The 15,414-nt window shown below is 42.5% G+C and carries 15 protein-coding genes; 5 read left to right on the top strand and 10 right to left on the bottom strand.

All coding sequences use genetic code 11. The annotated features are described in order from the left end of the window. Positions 1-2: 2 nt before the first annotated feature. Positions 3-1,364 carry a copper amine oxidase gene (locus QUF49_RS01845; protein WP_289494054.1) on the bottom strand — a complete coding sequence of 454 codons (1,362 nt, stop codon included), beginning with the start codon at positions 1,362-1,364 and terminating at the stop codon, positions 3-5. Between the two features lie 263 nt (positions 1,365-1,627). Between QUF49_RS01845 and QUF49_RS01840 the strand changes: the two genes are divergently transcribed. After that, positions 1,628-2,728 carry an acyltransferase gene (locus QUF49_RS01840; RefSeq protein WP_289494053.1) on the top strand — a complete coding sequence of 367 codons (1,101 nt, stop codon included), beginning with the start codon at positions 1,628-1,630 and terminating at the stop codon, positions 2,726-2,728. Between the two features lie 25 nt (positions 2,729-2,753). On the opposite strand, the gene glyA is transcribed toward QUF49_RS01840, so the two are convergent. Continuing rightward, a complete protein-coding gene (gene glyA, locus QUF49_RS01835; protein ID WP_289494052.1) occupies positions 2,754-3,989 on the bottom strand; it encodes a serine hydroxymethyltransferase in 1,236 nt (411 codons plus the stop codon). Positions 3,990-4,176: 187 nt separating this feature from the next. Between glyA and QUF49_RS01830 the strand changes: the two genes are divergently transcribed. After that, positions 4,177-4,632: a hypothetical protein gene (locus QUF49_RS01830; protein ID WP_289494051.1), complete on the top strand. Its 456-nt coding sequence runs from the start codon at positions 4,177-4,179 to the stop codon at positions 4,630-4,632. A gap of 14 nt (positions 4,633-4,646) precedes the next feature. On the opposite strand, the gene QUF49_RS01825 is transcribed toward QUF49_RS01830, so the two are convergent. Further along, entirely contained in the window at positions 4,647-6,176 is a 1,530-nt protein-coding gene (locus tag QUF49_RS01825) for a gluconokinase (RefSeq protein WP_289494050.1), read from the bottom strand. A 178-nt stretch (positions 6,177-6,354) separates the two neighbouring features. On the opposite strand from QUF49_RS01825, the gene QUF49_RS01820 reads away from it, so the two are divergent. Next, positions 6,355-6,822: a GNAT family N-acetyltransferase gene (locus QUF49_RS01820; protein WP_289494049.1), complete on the top strand. Its 468-nt coding sequence runs from the start codon at positions 6,355-6,357 to the stop codon at positions 6,820-6,822. 286 nt (positions 6,823-7,108) lie between these two features. Here QUF49_RS01820 and QUF49_RS01815 read toward each other — a convergent pair whose 3' ends face one another. The 4 genes from QUF49_RS01815 to QUF49_RS01800 form a co-directional block, all read right to left on the bottom strand. Continuing rightward, positions 7,109-7,681: a TIGR01440 family protein gene (locus tag QUF49_RS01815; RefSeq protein WP_289494048.1), complete on the bottom strand. Its 573-nt coding sequence runs from the start codon at positions 7,679-7,681 to the stop codon at positions 7,109-7,111. 42 nt (positions 7,682-7,723) lie between these two features. After that, the gene (gene rpiB / locus QUF49_RS01810; protein ID WP_289494047.1) at positions 7,724-8,164 is read right to left on the bottom strand and encodes a ribose 5-phosphate isomerase B; all 441 of its coding nucleotides are present in this window, start codon (positions 8,162-8,164) and stop codon (positions 7,724-7,726) included. Between the two features lie 108 nt (positions 8,165-8,272). Further along, on the bottom strand, positions 8,273-8,887 hold the full coding sequence (locus QUF49_RS01805; RefSeq protein WP_289494046.1) for a low molecular weight protein arginine phosphatase: 615 nt from the start codon (positions 8,885-8,887) through the stop codon (positions 8,273-8,275). Between the two features lie 320 nt (positions 8,888-9,207). Next, positions 9,208-9,750 carry a manganese efflux pump MntP family protein gene (locus tag QUF49_RS01800; RefSeq protein WP_289497563.1) on the bottom strand — a complete coding sequence of 181 codons (543 nt, stop codon included), beginning with the start codon at positions 9,748-9,750 and terminating at the stop codon, positions 9,208-9,210. A 196-nt stretch (positions 9,751-9,946) separates the two neighbouring features. Between QUF49_RS01800 and QUF49_RS01795 the strand changes: the two genes are divergently transcribed. Then, positions 9,947-12,166 carry a PAS domain S-box protein gene (locus tag QUF49_RS01795; RefSeq protein ID WP_289494045.1) on the top strand — a complete coding sequence of 740 codons (2,220 nt, stop codon included), beginning with the start codon at positions 9,947-9,949 and terminating at the stop codon, positions 12,164-12,166. 294 nt (positions 12,167-12,460) lie between these two features. On the opposite strand, the gene QUF49_RS01790 is transcribed toward QUF49_RS01795, so the two are convergent. Then, on the bottom strand, positions 12,461-13,516 hold the full coding sequence (locus QUF49_RS01790; RefSeq protein ID WP_289494044.1) for an L-threonylcarbamoyladenylate synthase: 1,056 nt from the start codon (positions 13,514-13,516) through the stop codon (positions 12,461-12,463). 120 nt (positions 13,517-13,636) lie between these two features. Then, positions 13,637-14,077 carry a GNAT family N-acetyltransferase gene (locus tag QUF49_RS01785; RefSeq protein ID WP_289494043.1) on the bottom strand — a complete coding sequence of 147 codons (441 nt, stop codon included), beginning with the start codon at positions 14,075-14,077 and terminating at the stop codon, positions 13,637-13,639. Positions 14,078-14,219: 142 nt separating this feature from the next. Here QUF49_RS01785 and QUF49_RS01780 point away from each other — a divergent pair, with 142 nt between their 5' ends. Next, positions 14,220-14,426, top strand: coding sequence for a hypothetical protein (locus QUF49_RS01780; RefSeq protein WP_289494042.1), 207 nt, complete (start codon positions 14,220-14,222; stop codon positions 14,424-14,426). Between the two features lie 25 nt (positions 14,427-14,451). Here QUF49_RS01780 and spoIIR read toward each other — a convergent pair whose 3' ends face one another. After that, complete coding sequence (gene spoIIR / locus QUF49_RS01775) at positions 14,452-15,108, bottom strand: stage II sporulation protein R (protein WP_289494041.1); 657 nt, start codon at positions 15,106-15,108, stop codon at positions 14,452-14,454. Positions 15,109-15,414: the final 306 nt, after the last annotated feature.

Here is a 15,414-nt window from a genome sequence, read left to right as displayed (position 1 = left end):
TATTAATGGTTTGTTGCTTTTCTGCGGAGAATCATAGCTGTTGTAGCAGAAGCCAGAATCAATCCGAACAGGCTCCAAAGAACTGCATCATTTGAAGTTTGGCTCATGCCGCCCATACCTGTTTTCGGCATTTCGGATGGCTTTTGGCCAGCAAACTTATCCGGGAATTGATCAACGATCGCACCAGACATCGCTTGTCCTACACCGAACATGTGAGCATAAGCTTCAGAGATATTCTTGTATGCTGCAGGGTAATCTTTTCCTGTGTAGCTGTTAAACGCTGCTAGTAATTGGTCTACGTGTACTTTTAAGCCTTCTTCTAAGTCAGCTGCTTTTAGACGTCCTTCTGTTGCCGTGTCTAAGAACTTAGCTTGTTCAGCACGGTACTTGTCCAATTCAGCCATCGCTTGTTTCTTGCCTTCTTCGTTGTTTTCAGCTGTTGCTGTTACGTAATTTACGAAATAGCCGATGTGGCTGCTCCAAATTTCTTTAAACTGTGCTGCACCTTCTGCACCGTACACTGATTCTACAGCCGCTGTGATGTCATCTGTGTTTTCATTTAGTTCTGCTGCTGCGGCTTCAAAGTCTTTCGCGCCATCGATTCCTTTTTGCATCGTTAATGCGGCTAATGCTGCGTGTGCGGAGAATACGCTGTTTAAGTCTGCGCGAAGATCAGCTGCAGGAGTATCTACTGATTTGTTTTCGAACTTATCAGGAAACTGATCCGTGATTGCCCAAGACAAACCTTTACCTGTCATGAACATGTGGTGCATCGCTTCTGAAATATTGTCATACGCTTTGTCGTAGTCCCCTGTTCTATAGCTTTCAAAAGCCCAGACCAGTTGGTCAACGTGGACTTTCAAACCTTCTTCAAGGTCTTTCGCTTTTAATCTGCCTTCTGTTGCTTTATCAAGGAAATCCGCTTGCGTCACACGGTATTTATCCAATTCCGCAAGTGCCTGCTTTCTTCCTTCTTCGTTATTTTCAGCTGTTGCTGTTACATAGTCTACGAAATAGCCGATATGGCTGCTCCAGATTTCTTTAAACTGTGCTCCAGCTTCTTCACCGTAAACAGATCCAACTGCTGCTGAAAGTGCCTCTGTATTTTGGTTCAACTGTCCGGCTGCTGCTTCAAAGTCTTCTTTTCCGTCAATTCCTTTTTGCATCGCAACAACTGCTAGAAATGCATGTTCAGAAAGAAGAGTATCAAGTGAAGCACGAAGATCGATTGCCGGGTTTGTCACTTCTGCTGACATCGCGCCTTTGCTGTGACTTTCGTGACCATGTGCATTAGCCACCGAGAATGTAGGGATTAATAGAGACACACTTAACGGTACTGCTAAAAGTGCTTTTTTCATTTTCATAGGTAATCTCTCCTTTTTTGTTTTTTACACTTAGCTAACGGAGAGAGTTTTTATTTGGATCACTTTTTTTGAAAAAAAGTTTTTTCAATACCTTAATACTATCTTAATATTAGTTTGTTATAGTGAAGCAATCTGAATTCCCTTATATGAAAATCCATATATTTCAAGATGTTTCACCCTTTGTTTTCTTATATGATTAACGAAGATTATAAGGGTTCATTTTTATCGTACAAAACTTTTTGTTTATAGAGAGGATGTAAAAAGTGAATAAAAATGTAGCAACTAAAGAATATTTCAATGAAATTCACTTTTTAAGAGCGTTCGCATGTATCGGTGTTTTATTCGTTCATGTATCTGCAACGTATTATAATCAAGCGGACGGAGTTTTTAATTGGTTTACTTATTTCTTTAATCAACTAGGACGTTTTGGTACACCTACATTTGCTGTCATAAGTGGATTTTTACTTTTTAATTCGATTAATAAAAAAGGGTTTGTTTTCAAAAAATTTGTCTCATCCAGAACAACTAAGATTATATTACCTTTTATTATTTGGAGTTTATTTTACCAGCTCGTAACTGTGTATATTCTTGGTGGGAAATTCCCTACAGATCCTAAAGTATTTCTTTATAATTTCACATTAGGGCAATCGTTTTATCATTTATACTTTATGGCCATAGTTGTTCAGTTTTATTTGATTTTCCCTGTCTTGCAATTTATCAGAAATGGTATTGCATGGTGGATCGCTCTAGGACTATCTGCTTTCTCAAGTTATTACTTTTTTATCACGAAGGATATCCCCCTCGTGTCAGGAATTATTGAAACTGTAATGGTTGATAAAGTCTTTTTATTTCACTGGATTTTTTACTTTGTATTTGGGGGTTTTTTAGCTTACTATTGGAAACCCATTTCTAGATGGACTAAGAAAAACACGATTCTCCTTGTACTTGCCGTAATTGGAGTATATGTAGGGGCAATTTATGAATACAAGACAATCGGTTCCATTTCATCAAGAAGAGCTACAAACATGATTAATATCCCGCTCTTAAGTTTTGCTACGATTGGACTGTATAGTTATGTTAGTCAGTTAAACTTTGTGAGAACTTCACTTCAAGCGATCGGTAAGTTTTCAATGGGTATTTATCTGTTACATCCTTTTGTTCTTATTATGTTTATTCAAATTCTTCCTGCAGGCGTATGGCAGACAAGAATGATGCCTATTATGTTTTTCGCTGTTTTATTTGGCAGCCTAGCACTAGTAAAACTGATTCAATACCTTCCAAAGCATCAATATATTATTCCAATACCTGCTCGTAAGAATATGGTAAAAGAACCTGTTATACAAAGAAAACCAGTTTCTGCTTAGAAACTGGTTTTTTAATCTCTATTTTTTATTCGTACAGCTTATATTTTCCTGCTAGCTTTTCAACGCGTGCCTCTGCATCTTTCAACGTTGTTTCGTCTTCGATGTTCTTCAATACAGAAGCCATAATTGCAGCGATCTCGTCCATGTCTTCTTCAACAAAACCGCGTGAAGTTACCGCTGCTGTTCCGATACGGATACCGCTCGTTACAAACGGGCTTTCTTTATCAAATGGAATCGTGTTCTTGTTCACGGTGATCCCGATATCATCTAGTGCTTTTTCAGCCACTTTCCCTGTTAGCGCAAGCTCGCTCACGTTGATCAGAATCAAGTGATTGTCTGTGCCGTCAGAAACAAGTGTGATGCCTTCTTTTTTCAAAGACTCTGCCAGGCGTTTTGCGTTTTTCACGATCTGCTCAGCATAGCTTTTGAACTCATCTGTTAACACTTCCCCGAACGATACCGCTTTTGCAGCGATTACGTGCATCAAAGGACCGCCTTGAATGCCCGGGAAGATGGATTTATCAATTTTTTTCGCGAATTCTTCTTTACATAAAATCATTCCTCCGCGAGGACCGCGAAGTGTTTTGTGTGTAGTTGTTGTTACAAAATCTGCATAAGGAACTGGATTTTGGTGAAGTCCAGCCGCTACAAGTCCTGCGATGTGGGCCATATCCACCATAAGGTAAGCTTCAACTTCATCGGCGATCTCGCGGAACTTTGCAAAATCGATCGCACGCGGATAAGCGCTCGCTCCTGCTACAATCAGCTTTGGACGGTGTTCAAGGGCTTTTTGACGAACATCTTCATAATCGATCACGTTTTTCTCAGCATCTACACCATACTCAACAAAATTGTATTGAATTCCTGAGAAGTTCACAGCACTTCCGTGTGTTAAGTGACCGCCATGAGAAAGGTTCATTCCGAGTACAGTGTCACCTTGCTCTAAAATCGTAAAATAAACGGCCATGTTCGCTTGTGCACCAGAGTGAGGCTGAACGTTAGCATGTTCCGCACCAAAAATTTTCTTCGCGCGGTCTCTTGCTAAATTCTCAACAACATCCACGTGTTCACATCCGCCATAATAGCGTTTAGACGGGTAGCCTTCAGCGTATTTATTCGTTAGAACGGAGCCTTGAGCTTCCATTACGGCTTGGCTTACAAAGTTTTCAGAAGCAATCAATTCGATTTTCGTACGCTGGCGGTGCAATTCATCCATAATGGATTGGTAGACTTCTTGATCAGCTGTTTTCAAATGGTTCAATTTCGCTTCCCCCTTACCTTATGTGAAAAATTATTATGATTGTAACATACCCCTATATCTTACACGTTAATGCTTTAAGTTGTAAGAGGAAATGCACAAGTGTGAAAATTCATTTTATTTGATAGGGATGAACATGGTATGATGATACATAATAGAGATAGAGTGATATATTAAGGGGTGTTTTTGCATGATGAGAAAGTGGTTTGGAGCAAGTCTCCTTGTTTTAGTACTAGCACTAGCAGGCTGCAGCGAAGAAAAAGCAAAGCCTGAAGCGAAGGAAGAAACAGAAAAAAGAGCAAATGAAGATCAAAACACGAAGGATGATCTAGCTGGTCAACAAGCTGAGGTTATCAAAAATATGGAGAAAAATGCGGTTCAGTTAGATCCAAGTGCGCTTGAATCAGATCCTAGTGCTTATAATGAAAAAATTATTAAAGCAACGGGAACTGTAACTGCTCATGAAGAAAAAGGCATGGGCAGCAGTTTTGAGATGAAAGTTGGCGCCACAACGTTCAAAGTGATGAACTTTACGATGGATAGCAGTTTTAAAGAAGGTTCAGAAATTACGGTTTACGGAAATGTTAAAAATGGCAAAGACGCTAAGTCTGGACTTCCGTTAATCAATGCGACATATATCAACTAAAACCAAGAGCGGAATTATTCTCCGCTCTCTTTTTTATGTTTATTTTGAAAATCATGCAACGCCCCGTATTGTGTCTGAATCACATTAGAAAGGGATTGATGGAGGACGAACAGTTCTTGATAGACTTGCTGATGCTCCTTATTCGGTACGATTTCTTCGTATTGTTTCGTTTCAGAAGGTGCCTCTTGTAATGTCTCTGTTTCCCCGATTGCAAATCGGCCAAGCAAGACTGCTCCGAGACATGAGCTTTCCCTATGTTCCGGTATACTCACCTCTGTTTGAAAAACGTCTGCTAAAATCTGTTTCCATAGAGGAGAATTCGTAAAACCGCCTGTCGCAAATATCTTAACATCTTCACCTTCAACATGATCTTTAATCAGAGCATACACACTGTATAAGTTCAGAATCGTTCCTTCCAGCACTGCACGCACCATGTGTTTTTGAGTATGGCGAAGGGTAAGACCGATAAAAGAAGCTTTCGCTTGTGCCTCCCATAAAGGAGCCCGTTCCCCCGTTAGATAAGGCAGAAACAGAAGTCCTTCTGCACCTGGCTCTATCTGATCCGCTTCAGCAGACAGTTTTTCATAGGCAGGATCGCGGTCTTTTTGCAAAACATCATGAATCCATTGAAACGCTATCCCACCGTTATTAACCGGTCCGCCTGATACCCAAAGATTTTCTGTCAGCGGATAAGAGAACGTGCGGCCTTCTGTATCTAATATAGGTGCCGAGGATGTTGTTCGAATCGCACCGCTCGTCCCTATTGTTACCGCGACATCTCCAGGTGAGATCGCTCCGACACCAAGGTTGGATAATGGTCCGTCTGTTGAACCAATTACAACTTTTACAGATTGATCGAGGCCTGATTTCTTTAAAAGCACTTCAGAAAGCGTGTCCCAATAATAAGTAGTTGGCTGAAGATCAGGTAGTTTATCCGGCGTGATATCCGCTATTTGCAGCGCTTCCGCGTCCCACGTTTTTGATTCCAAGTTCCATAGACCAGTCGCTGCGGCTGATGCATAATCGGTTATCCACTCACCAAACCACCGGTAGAGTATGTAATCCTTTATACCAACAAACTTAGCTGCTTTTTGGAAGACTTCAGGTGATTCCCTTTTTAACCACTGTAATTTAAAGAATGGTGTCATCGGATGCAGCGGCACACCAGTCCGTTTATACAGATCAATAGCTTCTGCACTTGATTTGAAGGCAGCCGCATAAGGTTCACTACGGATATCTGCCCATGTGATGCTGTTTGTGAGCGGTGTTCCCTCACTGTCGACGGCGATCAAGGAATGCATGGCTGTACTAAATGAGAGAAAGCTGATTCTACTAGCCAGATCCCCGCTCTTTCTTACCGTTTCTCTTAAGCAATAAACAACTGCTTCATAAATTTCATTCGGATTTTGTTCCGCTGCACCCGGTTCTTCAGAAAGCAGCGGATAGTTTTTTGAATGATGAGCGACTGCCGCGCCTTTTTCATCAAAAAGAACGACCTTTGTACTCGTTGTTCCAATATCAATTCCGATCGCATAATTCCTCAAAGTAACCTCTCCTTTCACATTTCAAAAAGGAAGCAGCAATAGTATGCCCTTGCCAGACAATTCACGATTCCACTTCATCCCATTAATCATACTATTCAGTTCTCTAAGAATCACTTAATATAGATGTAAAATGAACGCTTCTTTCGTTATGGAAGTGATATTAAAGGAGATGCAGAAGATGGAAACTTTTAAAATTCGTCCTGTCGTTTTAGAGGATGTAGAGCAGCTGAATGGCTTAATGCTTCGTTATATCGTTGACTTTTATAAAGGAAAAACACCTGAAGGAACAAAACTGCAGGATCATATTAAACACCTGCTAGTTTCGGATGAAGCAGGAACACAATTTGTAGCAGAAACAGAGGACGGCCGATTAGCAGCGTTTGCTACACTTTACTTTTCGTTCAGCACGACGCGCGTGCAAAAAATCGCCATTTTGAATGATTTATTTGTAGATTCTGAGTTTCGTGGTGCAGGTTTAGGTGAAAAACTGTTCTTGCATGTGCTTGAATATACGAAAAAGGAAGGCTATGCATACATGTCTTGGCAAACCGCCATCGATAATACATCTGCACAAGCTCTTTATAAGAAGATGGGCGGGAAAAACATCAATTCAGAGTGGATTCACTACGAAATCGAACATAATTAGGGTGCTTGGCGGGTGCCAAGCTTCAAATCATTGGTTTGGAAGCACGAGAAGGACATCAAAACCAGCTGAAATCAGCCTTGATAACCGTAATTCCACAAAAAATGCCCATGAATCCACGAGTTTTGTACTTCAATCCACGAATTTTAGGGCTGAATCCAAAAGTTTTGGCTGTTTATCCACGAGTCTACAATCCTCGACAATTTTCGCCTCTTCCGCCGTTAACCGCGCCCTCCTACCCTTCACTAGCTCAAATAAAAAAGCCCTCATCAAGAGGGCTTTCCACTAACTAAAAACATCGAATGTCTTCTTTGCTCGGATACACTGCGCGTTCGCCGCCGATCAGCTTCGGACGGGTTTTCGCCAACGTCACATGCGCAGCGCCAACCTTCTTCACTTCACTGCGCACAGGCACGGCAACATGCTTCAAGTGCATCCCGATAAAGGTGTCACCGATATCGATGCCTGCGTCGGCTTTTATATATTCAACGATCACAGGTTCGTTCATGTGGTGGAAGGCATGTGTTGCCAACGCACCTCCTGCTGAGCGAGCAGGAACGACCCGGACTTCTTCATAGCCTCGTTTTTCTGCATCTTCACGCTCCATAACGAGCGCACGATTCAAGTGCTCACAGCACTGCACGGCAAGTGCAACTCCTGTTTCCTCTTGAAACGCTACGATACCTCGGTAAAGTGCACCCGCTGTATCCATCGTGCCTGATGTGCCAATTCGTTCACCAATTACTTCGCTTGTACTTGCGCCTACTACTAATAATTGAGACGGTCTTAATTGTGCATGCTTTTGCAGATCTTGCAAAACATTCAGGACTTGGTCTTGAATTTGTTGGAGCTCATCGCTCATTAGATGGTCTTCCCTTCATTTTATGGGTTAATAGCTGTACTGCTATTGGCCTTCGTATTGAGAGATTTTACCCACACGGCGACCGTGGCGTCCGCCTTCATATTCTGTCGTTAGCCATACTTTTGCGATTTCCAAAGCGAGACCTGGCCCAATGACACGTTCACCCATGGCAAGTACATTGCTGTCGTTATGCTGTCTTGTTGCTTTTGCACTGAACAGATCATGAACAAGCGCGCAGCGGATTCCTTTTACCTTGTTTGCCGCAATGCTCATTCCGATACCCGTACCGCAGATTAAGATTCCACGATCCGCTTCACCGTTGGCAACTTTTTCAGCTACAGGGATAGCATAGTCTGGGTAATCTACAGAAGTATCGCATTCACAGCCAACATCTTCTACTTCCATGCCCAGTTCTTCTATCATGGCGATGATCTCTTTTCGTAATTCAACTCCGGCGTGATCTGATCCAATTGCTACTTTCATGTTGCGTGCACCTGCTCTCTCATACTTTTTTCCATTATATTCTGTCCTTATCGCCTGTACAATGTCACTTCACGGCAATTTAGGACAGCCTTACTGAATTATGTCTCACTACTTCTTGCTATCGTCTTTTTTCATTAATTTTTCAATAAGTGCTTCAATTTCATCTCTTGTTTCTTGATAAAGGTGGAGAGGCCCGCCGAACGGATCAGTAATGTCTAGAGACGGAACAGTACTTTCTAGTTTCATTCGTCTTTCAACAAGCGGCCTTACTTCTTTCTCAAATGCTTGTCTCACTTCTTCATCCGCAGAATCCTTTGACATATATTGAAGCTTCAGCATCTCGATCTCTGTGTACAGCTCATAGATCTCTTCAATTCTCTTTTGATCTTCCTCATCGAGAACATATTCTTTTAATGTGTACGTCTTATTCACAGCATCCGGCCATCGTCCGACAAGAGCATGTTTGTGGCTTTCTGTCATTGTTAATATGAGGTCCGCCCATTCGATCAGATAATCGGATACGCCTTGTGACTGATGGCTTTCTTTTATCTTTCTCTCAGAAAGGGCGTGTGAAGCATTCGAGCTCATCACTGCACCATTTCCAGCAAAAACGCCTGCAGACTTAACGTTGAACTTGCCTTTTCCTTTTTCACGTAAAATCGCCTCTGCCATCGGGCTGCGGCATGTATTGCCTGTACAAATAAATAAAACGTTCCTATTCATGGCGGCTTCACCTCATATTCTATCTTTCCCCATTTTCATCTGGGATAACGTTATTCTATTAAGTATATCATCGGTTTCATGAATAAAAAATATAGACTGGTTCTGTTAGCGTAACCTGTTTGAAGATGGGACATGACTGCCAGGTACTCTTCCAAAGTCATCATTGACAAGTTGATAGGAGTGTAAGATGCGAGACTCCTGGGGGATCAGTGTGACAGGTGAGACACCTATTTGCGCCTAGCGCCGAGGTGGCTCACCGCACACCCCCCGGAAAGCGAGCATCTGAAACGGAGATCAACCACTTACACGATATCCATTCTTTAAAAAGGCAACAAAATCTTCACACCAAAAGCAAGCAGGATACAGCCGCCAAAGGCTTCACCATACGAACCGAGCCACTTTTGCACTTTCTTCCCCATAATCAATCCAGCCCATGTTAACAGCATGCTCATCATACCGAACATCAGAATCGTCATCCATGTTTTGGCCCCATAGATCCCTAAGGATAAGCCTACCGAAAAGCTGTCTAAAGACGCACTTAAGGCAAAGACCAATAAACCAATACCGATCGGCTGTACGAACGGTTCGTCATCACTTGAAAACGAAGAGCGAATCATCGTAACACCAAGTATGACGAGCAAGATTCCGCCAATGATCGCAGCAATATCACCAAAGTGAAGAGAGATTTGTTTTCCGATCGTCATTCCAGCAAGCGGCATCAGCATATGGAAAAGTCCAATCGTAATCCCTATTTTCATAATCTGCTTAAATCGAAGTGATAACATTCCCATGCCCAGGCCGATTGAAAAAGCGTCCATACCTAGCGCAACAGACATAAACAAAAGTGTCATCCATTCCCCCATCGTTGCCAACTAGTTCCCACTCCTTTAACCATCATACTTTCAACCTATGCATGTCTACTTTTAAAAAGACTAAAAAACATACAAGCTGTTAAGCGGTGTAAAAAATGCACTCTTTACCGCTTTAGAGGAAGGGATAATAGGATTTATATCGTATATAAAAAGGATATAACTCTGTACGTTAAGGAGAGGAACAAGGATGATCAATAACGCTTCGGCCATAACGGATAAAGGAATAGACGTATGGCAGCCGTCCCCGTTTCAAACCGGCTTATCACGTCAAAAAAGCATGACATTTCGATGCATCAAACAGAATGAAGACCTTATTATGACCGAGAGCGAAGGCGAACTATTTGACTTGTTTGGTCTCAAGAGGGAAAACGTATTACAAAAGAGAATAGAAGATATCTTTCCGAAAGAAATGGCTGCTTTTAAAAAGGAAATGTATGAAAGAGCTCTGAACGGAGAAAGTCTCACGTATGAATCAGCGCTGAACGGTATTCCTTTTTTGGCTGCGATCGGTCCTATTTATGATAAAAATGGGGCTGTTTCGGAAGTGTATGGATTCTGTGTCGATTTGAGCGAACGTGTATCTGTCGAAACGCAGCTGGCTGAAAGCGAACAGCGTTTCCGCTCATTGATGGATCACAACATTGACGCCTTATTTTCACTGGATATGGACGGAAAGTTTACGACCGTTAATAAAGCATGTACCATTCTTACCGGATACAGCGAAACTGAACTCTTAAACATGACCTTTGATCCGTTCATGATGCCTGACCGAAAAGCGATTGCGATCGACCAATTTAACGATGCCTTAAAAGGCAAATCGAAAATGCACGAAACACGCATCCGACAAAAGAACGGCGGCATCCGACAGATCACGTTCACGCTCACCCCGATCATCGTGCTAAACAAAGTCCTTGGTGTGTTCGGGATCGCAAAAGACGTAACCGCAAAACGAGAAGCGGAAAAAGAACTGCGAGAAACGAAGGACTTGCTTGAATCCGTCATCTATCATTCTAGCGATGCGATATCAGTCGTTCATCTAACGAACTACTCTGTAAAAGTGAATCCGGCGTTTGAGTTCATTTATGGGTGGTCACAAGACGAACTCAACAACCTGACTTCACACATACTTCCCGTAGTACCTGAGGATAAAGCAGCTGAATCAGAGAGACTGATGACGATCGTTAAACATGGCGGTTATGTAAAAGGTGTCGAGACCATTCGCTTAACGAAATGCGGCAAACGCTTAAATGTAAGCCTGTCCTTAAGCCCGATTTATGGAGAAAAAGGTGAAGTCGTCGCTCTTTCTGCCATCTCACGTGATATAACGGATAAAAAGTTAAAAGAAAAAGCTCTCAAGGAAAGCGAAGAAAAGTACCGGATAATTGCGGAGAATACGACGGATTTAGTAGGTGTCGTAGATTTAGAAGGAAACGTAAAATATGTCTCCCCTTCTAATCGACTCCTCCTTGGCTTTGATCCGTCTCTTTATGATGGCAAAAAGATTCAAGGCTTTTTTCATACGGATGACAGACCAAAAGTTAGAATGGCCATTAACGAAATGGTTCAAACACAAAAACCGGTGAAGTTTGAAGTACGCTGCAAACATGCCCACGGACACTGGGTCACTCTCGAAGCCAATGCGACGCCAATCGCGAACGATTCTGATCAGCCCGATTCTTGCGTTGTTGTCGCACGTGATCTGACCGAACGCAAAAAGACAGAAGAGATGCTCAGAAAGTCTGACAAACTGTCTGTACTCGGGCAGCTTGCTGCTGGTGTTGCGCACGAGATCCGCAACCCGCTTACTTCGATTCGCGGCTTTTTACAGCTCCTTCAGTCGAGAGCTTCAGAAAACGAAGATTATTATGAAATCATGCTTTCCGAGATTGACCGAATCAACAGCATTGTCGGAGAGTTCATGCTGCTCGCAAAACCGCAGGCGATGAACTTTACACAAACGGATCTTCGTCAGCTGTTAAGACACGTTATCTCAATTCTTGACACGCAAGCCATATTAACAAATGTACAGATCTATTTTGAGAGCGAACCCGACTTGCCTGAGATTTGGTGTGTGGATAATCAGATCAAGCAAGTGTTTGTGAACATGCTGAAAAATGCGATTGAAGCGATGCCTACGGGTGGTTCCGTACATATCCATCTTCAAAAACAAGGCAATTATGTGATGGCTTCCTTTATCGACCATGGGTGCGGTATTCCAGAAGAACGCCTGCCGACGCTCGGCGAACCTTTTTATACGACAAAAGAAAAAGGAACCGGCCTCGGCCTCATGATCTGTTATAAAATCGTGGAGAATCATCACGGTAAAATTCTAATCGACAGTAAGATTGATGAAGGCACCACCTTTTCAATCATGCTGCCGATCCATACGAACAAGCCTGTGTCTTAAGTAGACACAGGTTTGTTAATAAGCAGTTATGTGAGTGGAAAGGGGGGTATAGAACTGGTAGATGTTTGTCTGCTGATGTCGACTCGCCGATATATGAGCAAAACTCGCCGGATTATGGTCCAAACTCGCCGAATTATGCTCGTAACTCGCCGGAATATCTTTAAAATTTCATAAATAAACTTTAATATACCCCAGACGGTATGAGTGAATTCACAGTTTTTAGAGCAAAAAATGTACTTTGAATGTAACAAAAGAACCTGATTCCATTAATAAATATGGAATCAGGTTCTTTTTCTACCCTTTTATGATATTGCCACCGGCCGATTTTTCAAGCCTGTTCATGATCGCAACGCCTACTCCTGTTTTCGGAAAAACCTCTCCGAAAATCTGATCTACACCCGCTTCGTTAAATGCTCGTAACGCTTCGTATAGATGCTGAGCCACCGTTTCAGGCTTGGAACGATTTCCGGCTGGAATCACACAATCGGCTTTATAAACGTCTGCTCTTTCTTCTGTCGTCAAAATTCCAATCCGTTTTCCTGCTTCGCGTTCTTTATCCACAAGACTCTGCAAAAACTCCACACTTCCATCCACAAGAACGAACGGTGCGTTCGGAGCATAGTGAGTATATTTCATACCTGGTGACTTTGGTGCATGTTTCTCGTTCTCCAGACCAGGATCCACAGCAACATGGCCCACACCAGCTACTTTCTCTAATTCTTCTAACGTGATCCCGCCAGGTCTTAAAATCGTAACACGGTCATTCGTGCATTCAACAACTGTGGATTCAACGCCAACACCCGTTGCCCCTCCATCCACAATGCCGGGAATTCTGCTCTTGAGATCTTCATATACGTGATTGGCAGTTGTCGGGCTAGGTTTCCCTGAAAGGTTTGCACTAGGTGCAGCAAGCGGAACACCTGAAGCTTCGATAACCGCAAGAGCGATCTCATGGTCTGGCATGCGTACTGCGACTGTGGATAACCCGGCAGTTACCTTTTCGCTCACATCTTCTCCTTTTGGCAGCACGATTGTTAACGGTCCAGGCCAAAACGTATCCATTAGTTTTTCAGCGGCGGCAGGAATAGAAGAAACTAGCCCTTCTAACTGCGATCGGTCGGAAATGTGGACAATTAGCGGATTATCACTCGGTCTTCCTTTCGCTTCAAAAATGCGTGAGATCGCTTCGTCGCTTCTCGCATTTCCAGCAAGCCCGTAAACCGTTTCAGTTGGTATAGCTATCACTTCATTCTTTTTTATCCACAAGGAAGCTTGAATAACCTGTGGATGATTTGTTAGTGATTGTTCTGTTTTATCCACAGCCCAGCGTTCCGTTTGGAATGATCTCATGGGATAAATCCTTTCTACTACTCAGGCAACCTTATGATTAAAAGGTGAATTGCAAAACTTTTATATCCACAGAGTTATACACAATTTGTCGTTAATTGTGGACAACTTGTTGACAAATCTCTAGGAATCCAATGCATACGCTAAAAGTTCTGCTCCTGATGATGCATTATTTTTAACATGATCTGCACTTTCAATGTGTGGAGGCACTTTATCTTTTGGAATGATCTTAAAAGAAAGTGCTTCAAACATGTGTACAGCTTTTGTAAGCAAATAAAGAGTTTCTACTCCCTTATCCTTTGAGTATACCAAAATTTTATCAATGAGTTTAAGGAGAAGCGTTTCAGACGAATATTTCTGTTTCAGCACAAAAGAACGCAGCAAACCATCATTACCAATGCGCTCTAATCCTACTGTTCCAATCGTCTCTCCTGCATCATTCACAACAACGAGATAGTTTTCAATGCTGTCCTTGATCCCCTCAGATTGAAGCCCAGCTTTACCGACGAGCTGCAATAAATCTTTTGCCTCGTGCTGCATGGCCTGTCTTAAAATAATGGTCATAACGTAACTCCCCTATTCCTTATAGTTTTAGCTTCGATTTAGCTGTATTTCCTCATCTTTTTATTAGACTGTTTTTCTAAAATGGCGGTGCTTTTGAATGTTTTATTGTTTTTCTTCAGTGACAAGTTGATAGGAGCGCAAGGTGCGAGACTCCTACGGGACGAGTGGCCAGGTGGAGACTTCTAATGGCGCAAAGCGGCAGGAGGCTCACCGTACGCCCCGTGGAAAGCGAGCAACCTGGAGCGGAAATCAACTGCCCCCAAGGACTCCAACGAATACGAAAACATTGGGTTTAAAAAAGAAGGCTAACCACCATTCGGTTACCTTCTTCATTTTCTATAATCTATGAAAATAGGGAGGAACTTATGCACATTTTAAGAGAATAAGGAGCCTACAGCACTAACAAGGCTATGGAACAGTTCTACTACAAAGAATTTAGTCTGGATTTCTTCTGTTTGATTCGTTTCTTCAGCAGAAGCTGTTTCCGTAACATCCGCTTTATTGTCTTTGTTTTCTTTTACAGCATCACCATTTTCAAAATCCAAGAAACAAAGTGGAGGAAAAAGAACACACCACCAGTTCTTCCCTTCGCCTTCTCCAAGCGTGATCAACACTGCTTCATATTGACCTGCCGGATAGATGTACTCGCCATACATTTTAGTAGGAAAAGCGACCTTGTTTAGTTCCACTGAAAACGTCTTTTCCAGTCCTGCTTCATCCAGCTTTGATTGAACGATTTTTTCAATCGCAGGAAGCTGCTTACGAATAATTTCACGTGCCTCAGAAATGCTGGATAGCTCGCCAACCCAAGTTGTGATCTGCTCGTTCACTTCGTCTCGGATCTCACGCTTAAGCTTTTGATCCGCTTCATTGTTGCTGTTTGCTAATATACGAAGTCTGATCGACTCATCTGGTATTTTAACAGAGGCATTCATTGTTGCGTTTGCCACTTTTGTTTGTGTTTCAAAAAATAAGAACATCACCGCTAAAGAAATAAGAACAAGAATAAAGAAATGATTGCGTTTTTTCATCGTTTTTTCCTCCCCCGTCGTATCTAACCACAGTTTGGACACCACGCAAAAATTTCATACTAGTAATCTAGTAAAATTCGTTCTTTGTGATTCGACAAAGGAAAGTCAAAAGCGTTAACTTTTCAAAAGACGATTGCTATAGGTTCATTTTTCTTTCTCTTCATTGACAAGTTGATTGGAGCGGAAGGTGCGAGACTCCTGGGGGATCAGCGGGACAGGTGAGACTCCTAACAGCGCATAGCGCTAGGAGGCTCACCGCACGCCCCCCGGAAAGCGAAGCAACCTGAAGCGGAAATCAACCCCGTT

Source organism: Fictibacillus sp. b24 (assembly GCF_030348825.1).
GTDB lineage: Bacteria > Bacillota > Bacilli > Bacillales > Fictibacillaceae > Fictibacillus.
This window is presented reverse-complemented; position numbering and strand designations above follow the sequence as displayed.

Bases quoted from the DNA above. Each gene is read 5' to 3' on its own strand.
- QUF49_RS01845 (WP_289494054.1), bottom strand. From the start codon at position 1,364: ATGAAAATGAAAAAAGCACTTTTAGCAGTACCGTTAAGTGTGTCTCTA.
- QUF49_RS01830 (WP_289494051.1), top strand. From the start codon at position 4,177: ATGATGAGAAAGTGGTTTGGAGCAAGTCTCCTTGTTTTAGTACTAGCA.
- QUF49_RS01820 (WP_289494049.1), top strand. From the start codon at position 6,355: ATGGAAACTTTTAAAATTCGTCCTGTCGTTTTAGAGGATGTAGAGCAG.
- QUF49_RS01815 (WP_289494048.1), bottom strand. From the start codon at position 7,681: ATGAGCGATGAGCTCCAACAAATTCAAGACCAAGTCCTGAATGTTTTG.
- rpiB (WP_289494047.1), bottom strand. From the start codon at position 8,164: ATGAAAGTAGCAATTGGATCAGATCACGCCGGAGTTGAATTACGAAAA.
- QUF49_RS01805 (WP_289494046.1), bottom strand. From the start codon at position 8,887: ATGAATAGGAACGTTTTATTTATTTGTACAGGCAATACATGCCGCAGC.
- QUF49_RS01800 (WP_289497563.1), bottom strand. From the start codon at position 9,750: ATGGGGGAATGGATGACACTTTTGTTTATGTCTGTTGCGCTAGGTATG.
- QUF49_RS01795 (WP_289494045.1), top strand. From the start codon at position 9,947: ATGATCAATAACGCTTCGGCCATAACGGATAAAGGAATAGACGTATGG.
- QUF49_RS01790 (WP_289494044.1), bottom strand. From the start codon at position 13,516: ATGAGATCATTCCAAACGGAACGCTGGGCTGTGGATAAAACAGAACAA.
- QUF49_RS01785 (WP_289494043.1), bottom strand. From the start codon at position 14,077: ATGACCATTATTTTAAGACAGGCCATGCAGCACGAGGCAAAAGATTTA.
- spoIIR (WP_289494041.1), bottom strand. From the start codon at position 15,108: ATGAAAAAACGCAATCATTTCTTTATTCTTGTTCTTATTTCTTTAGCG.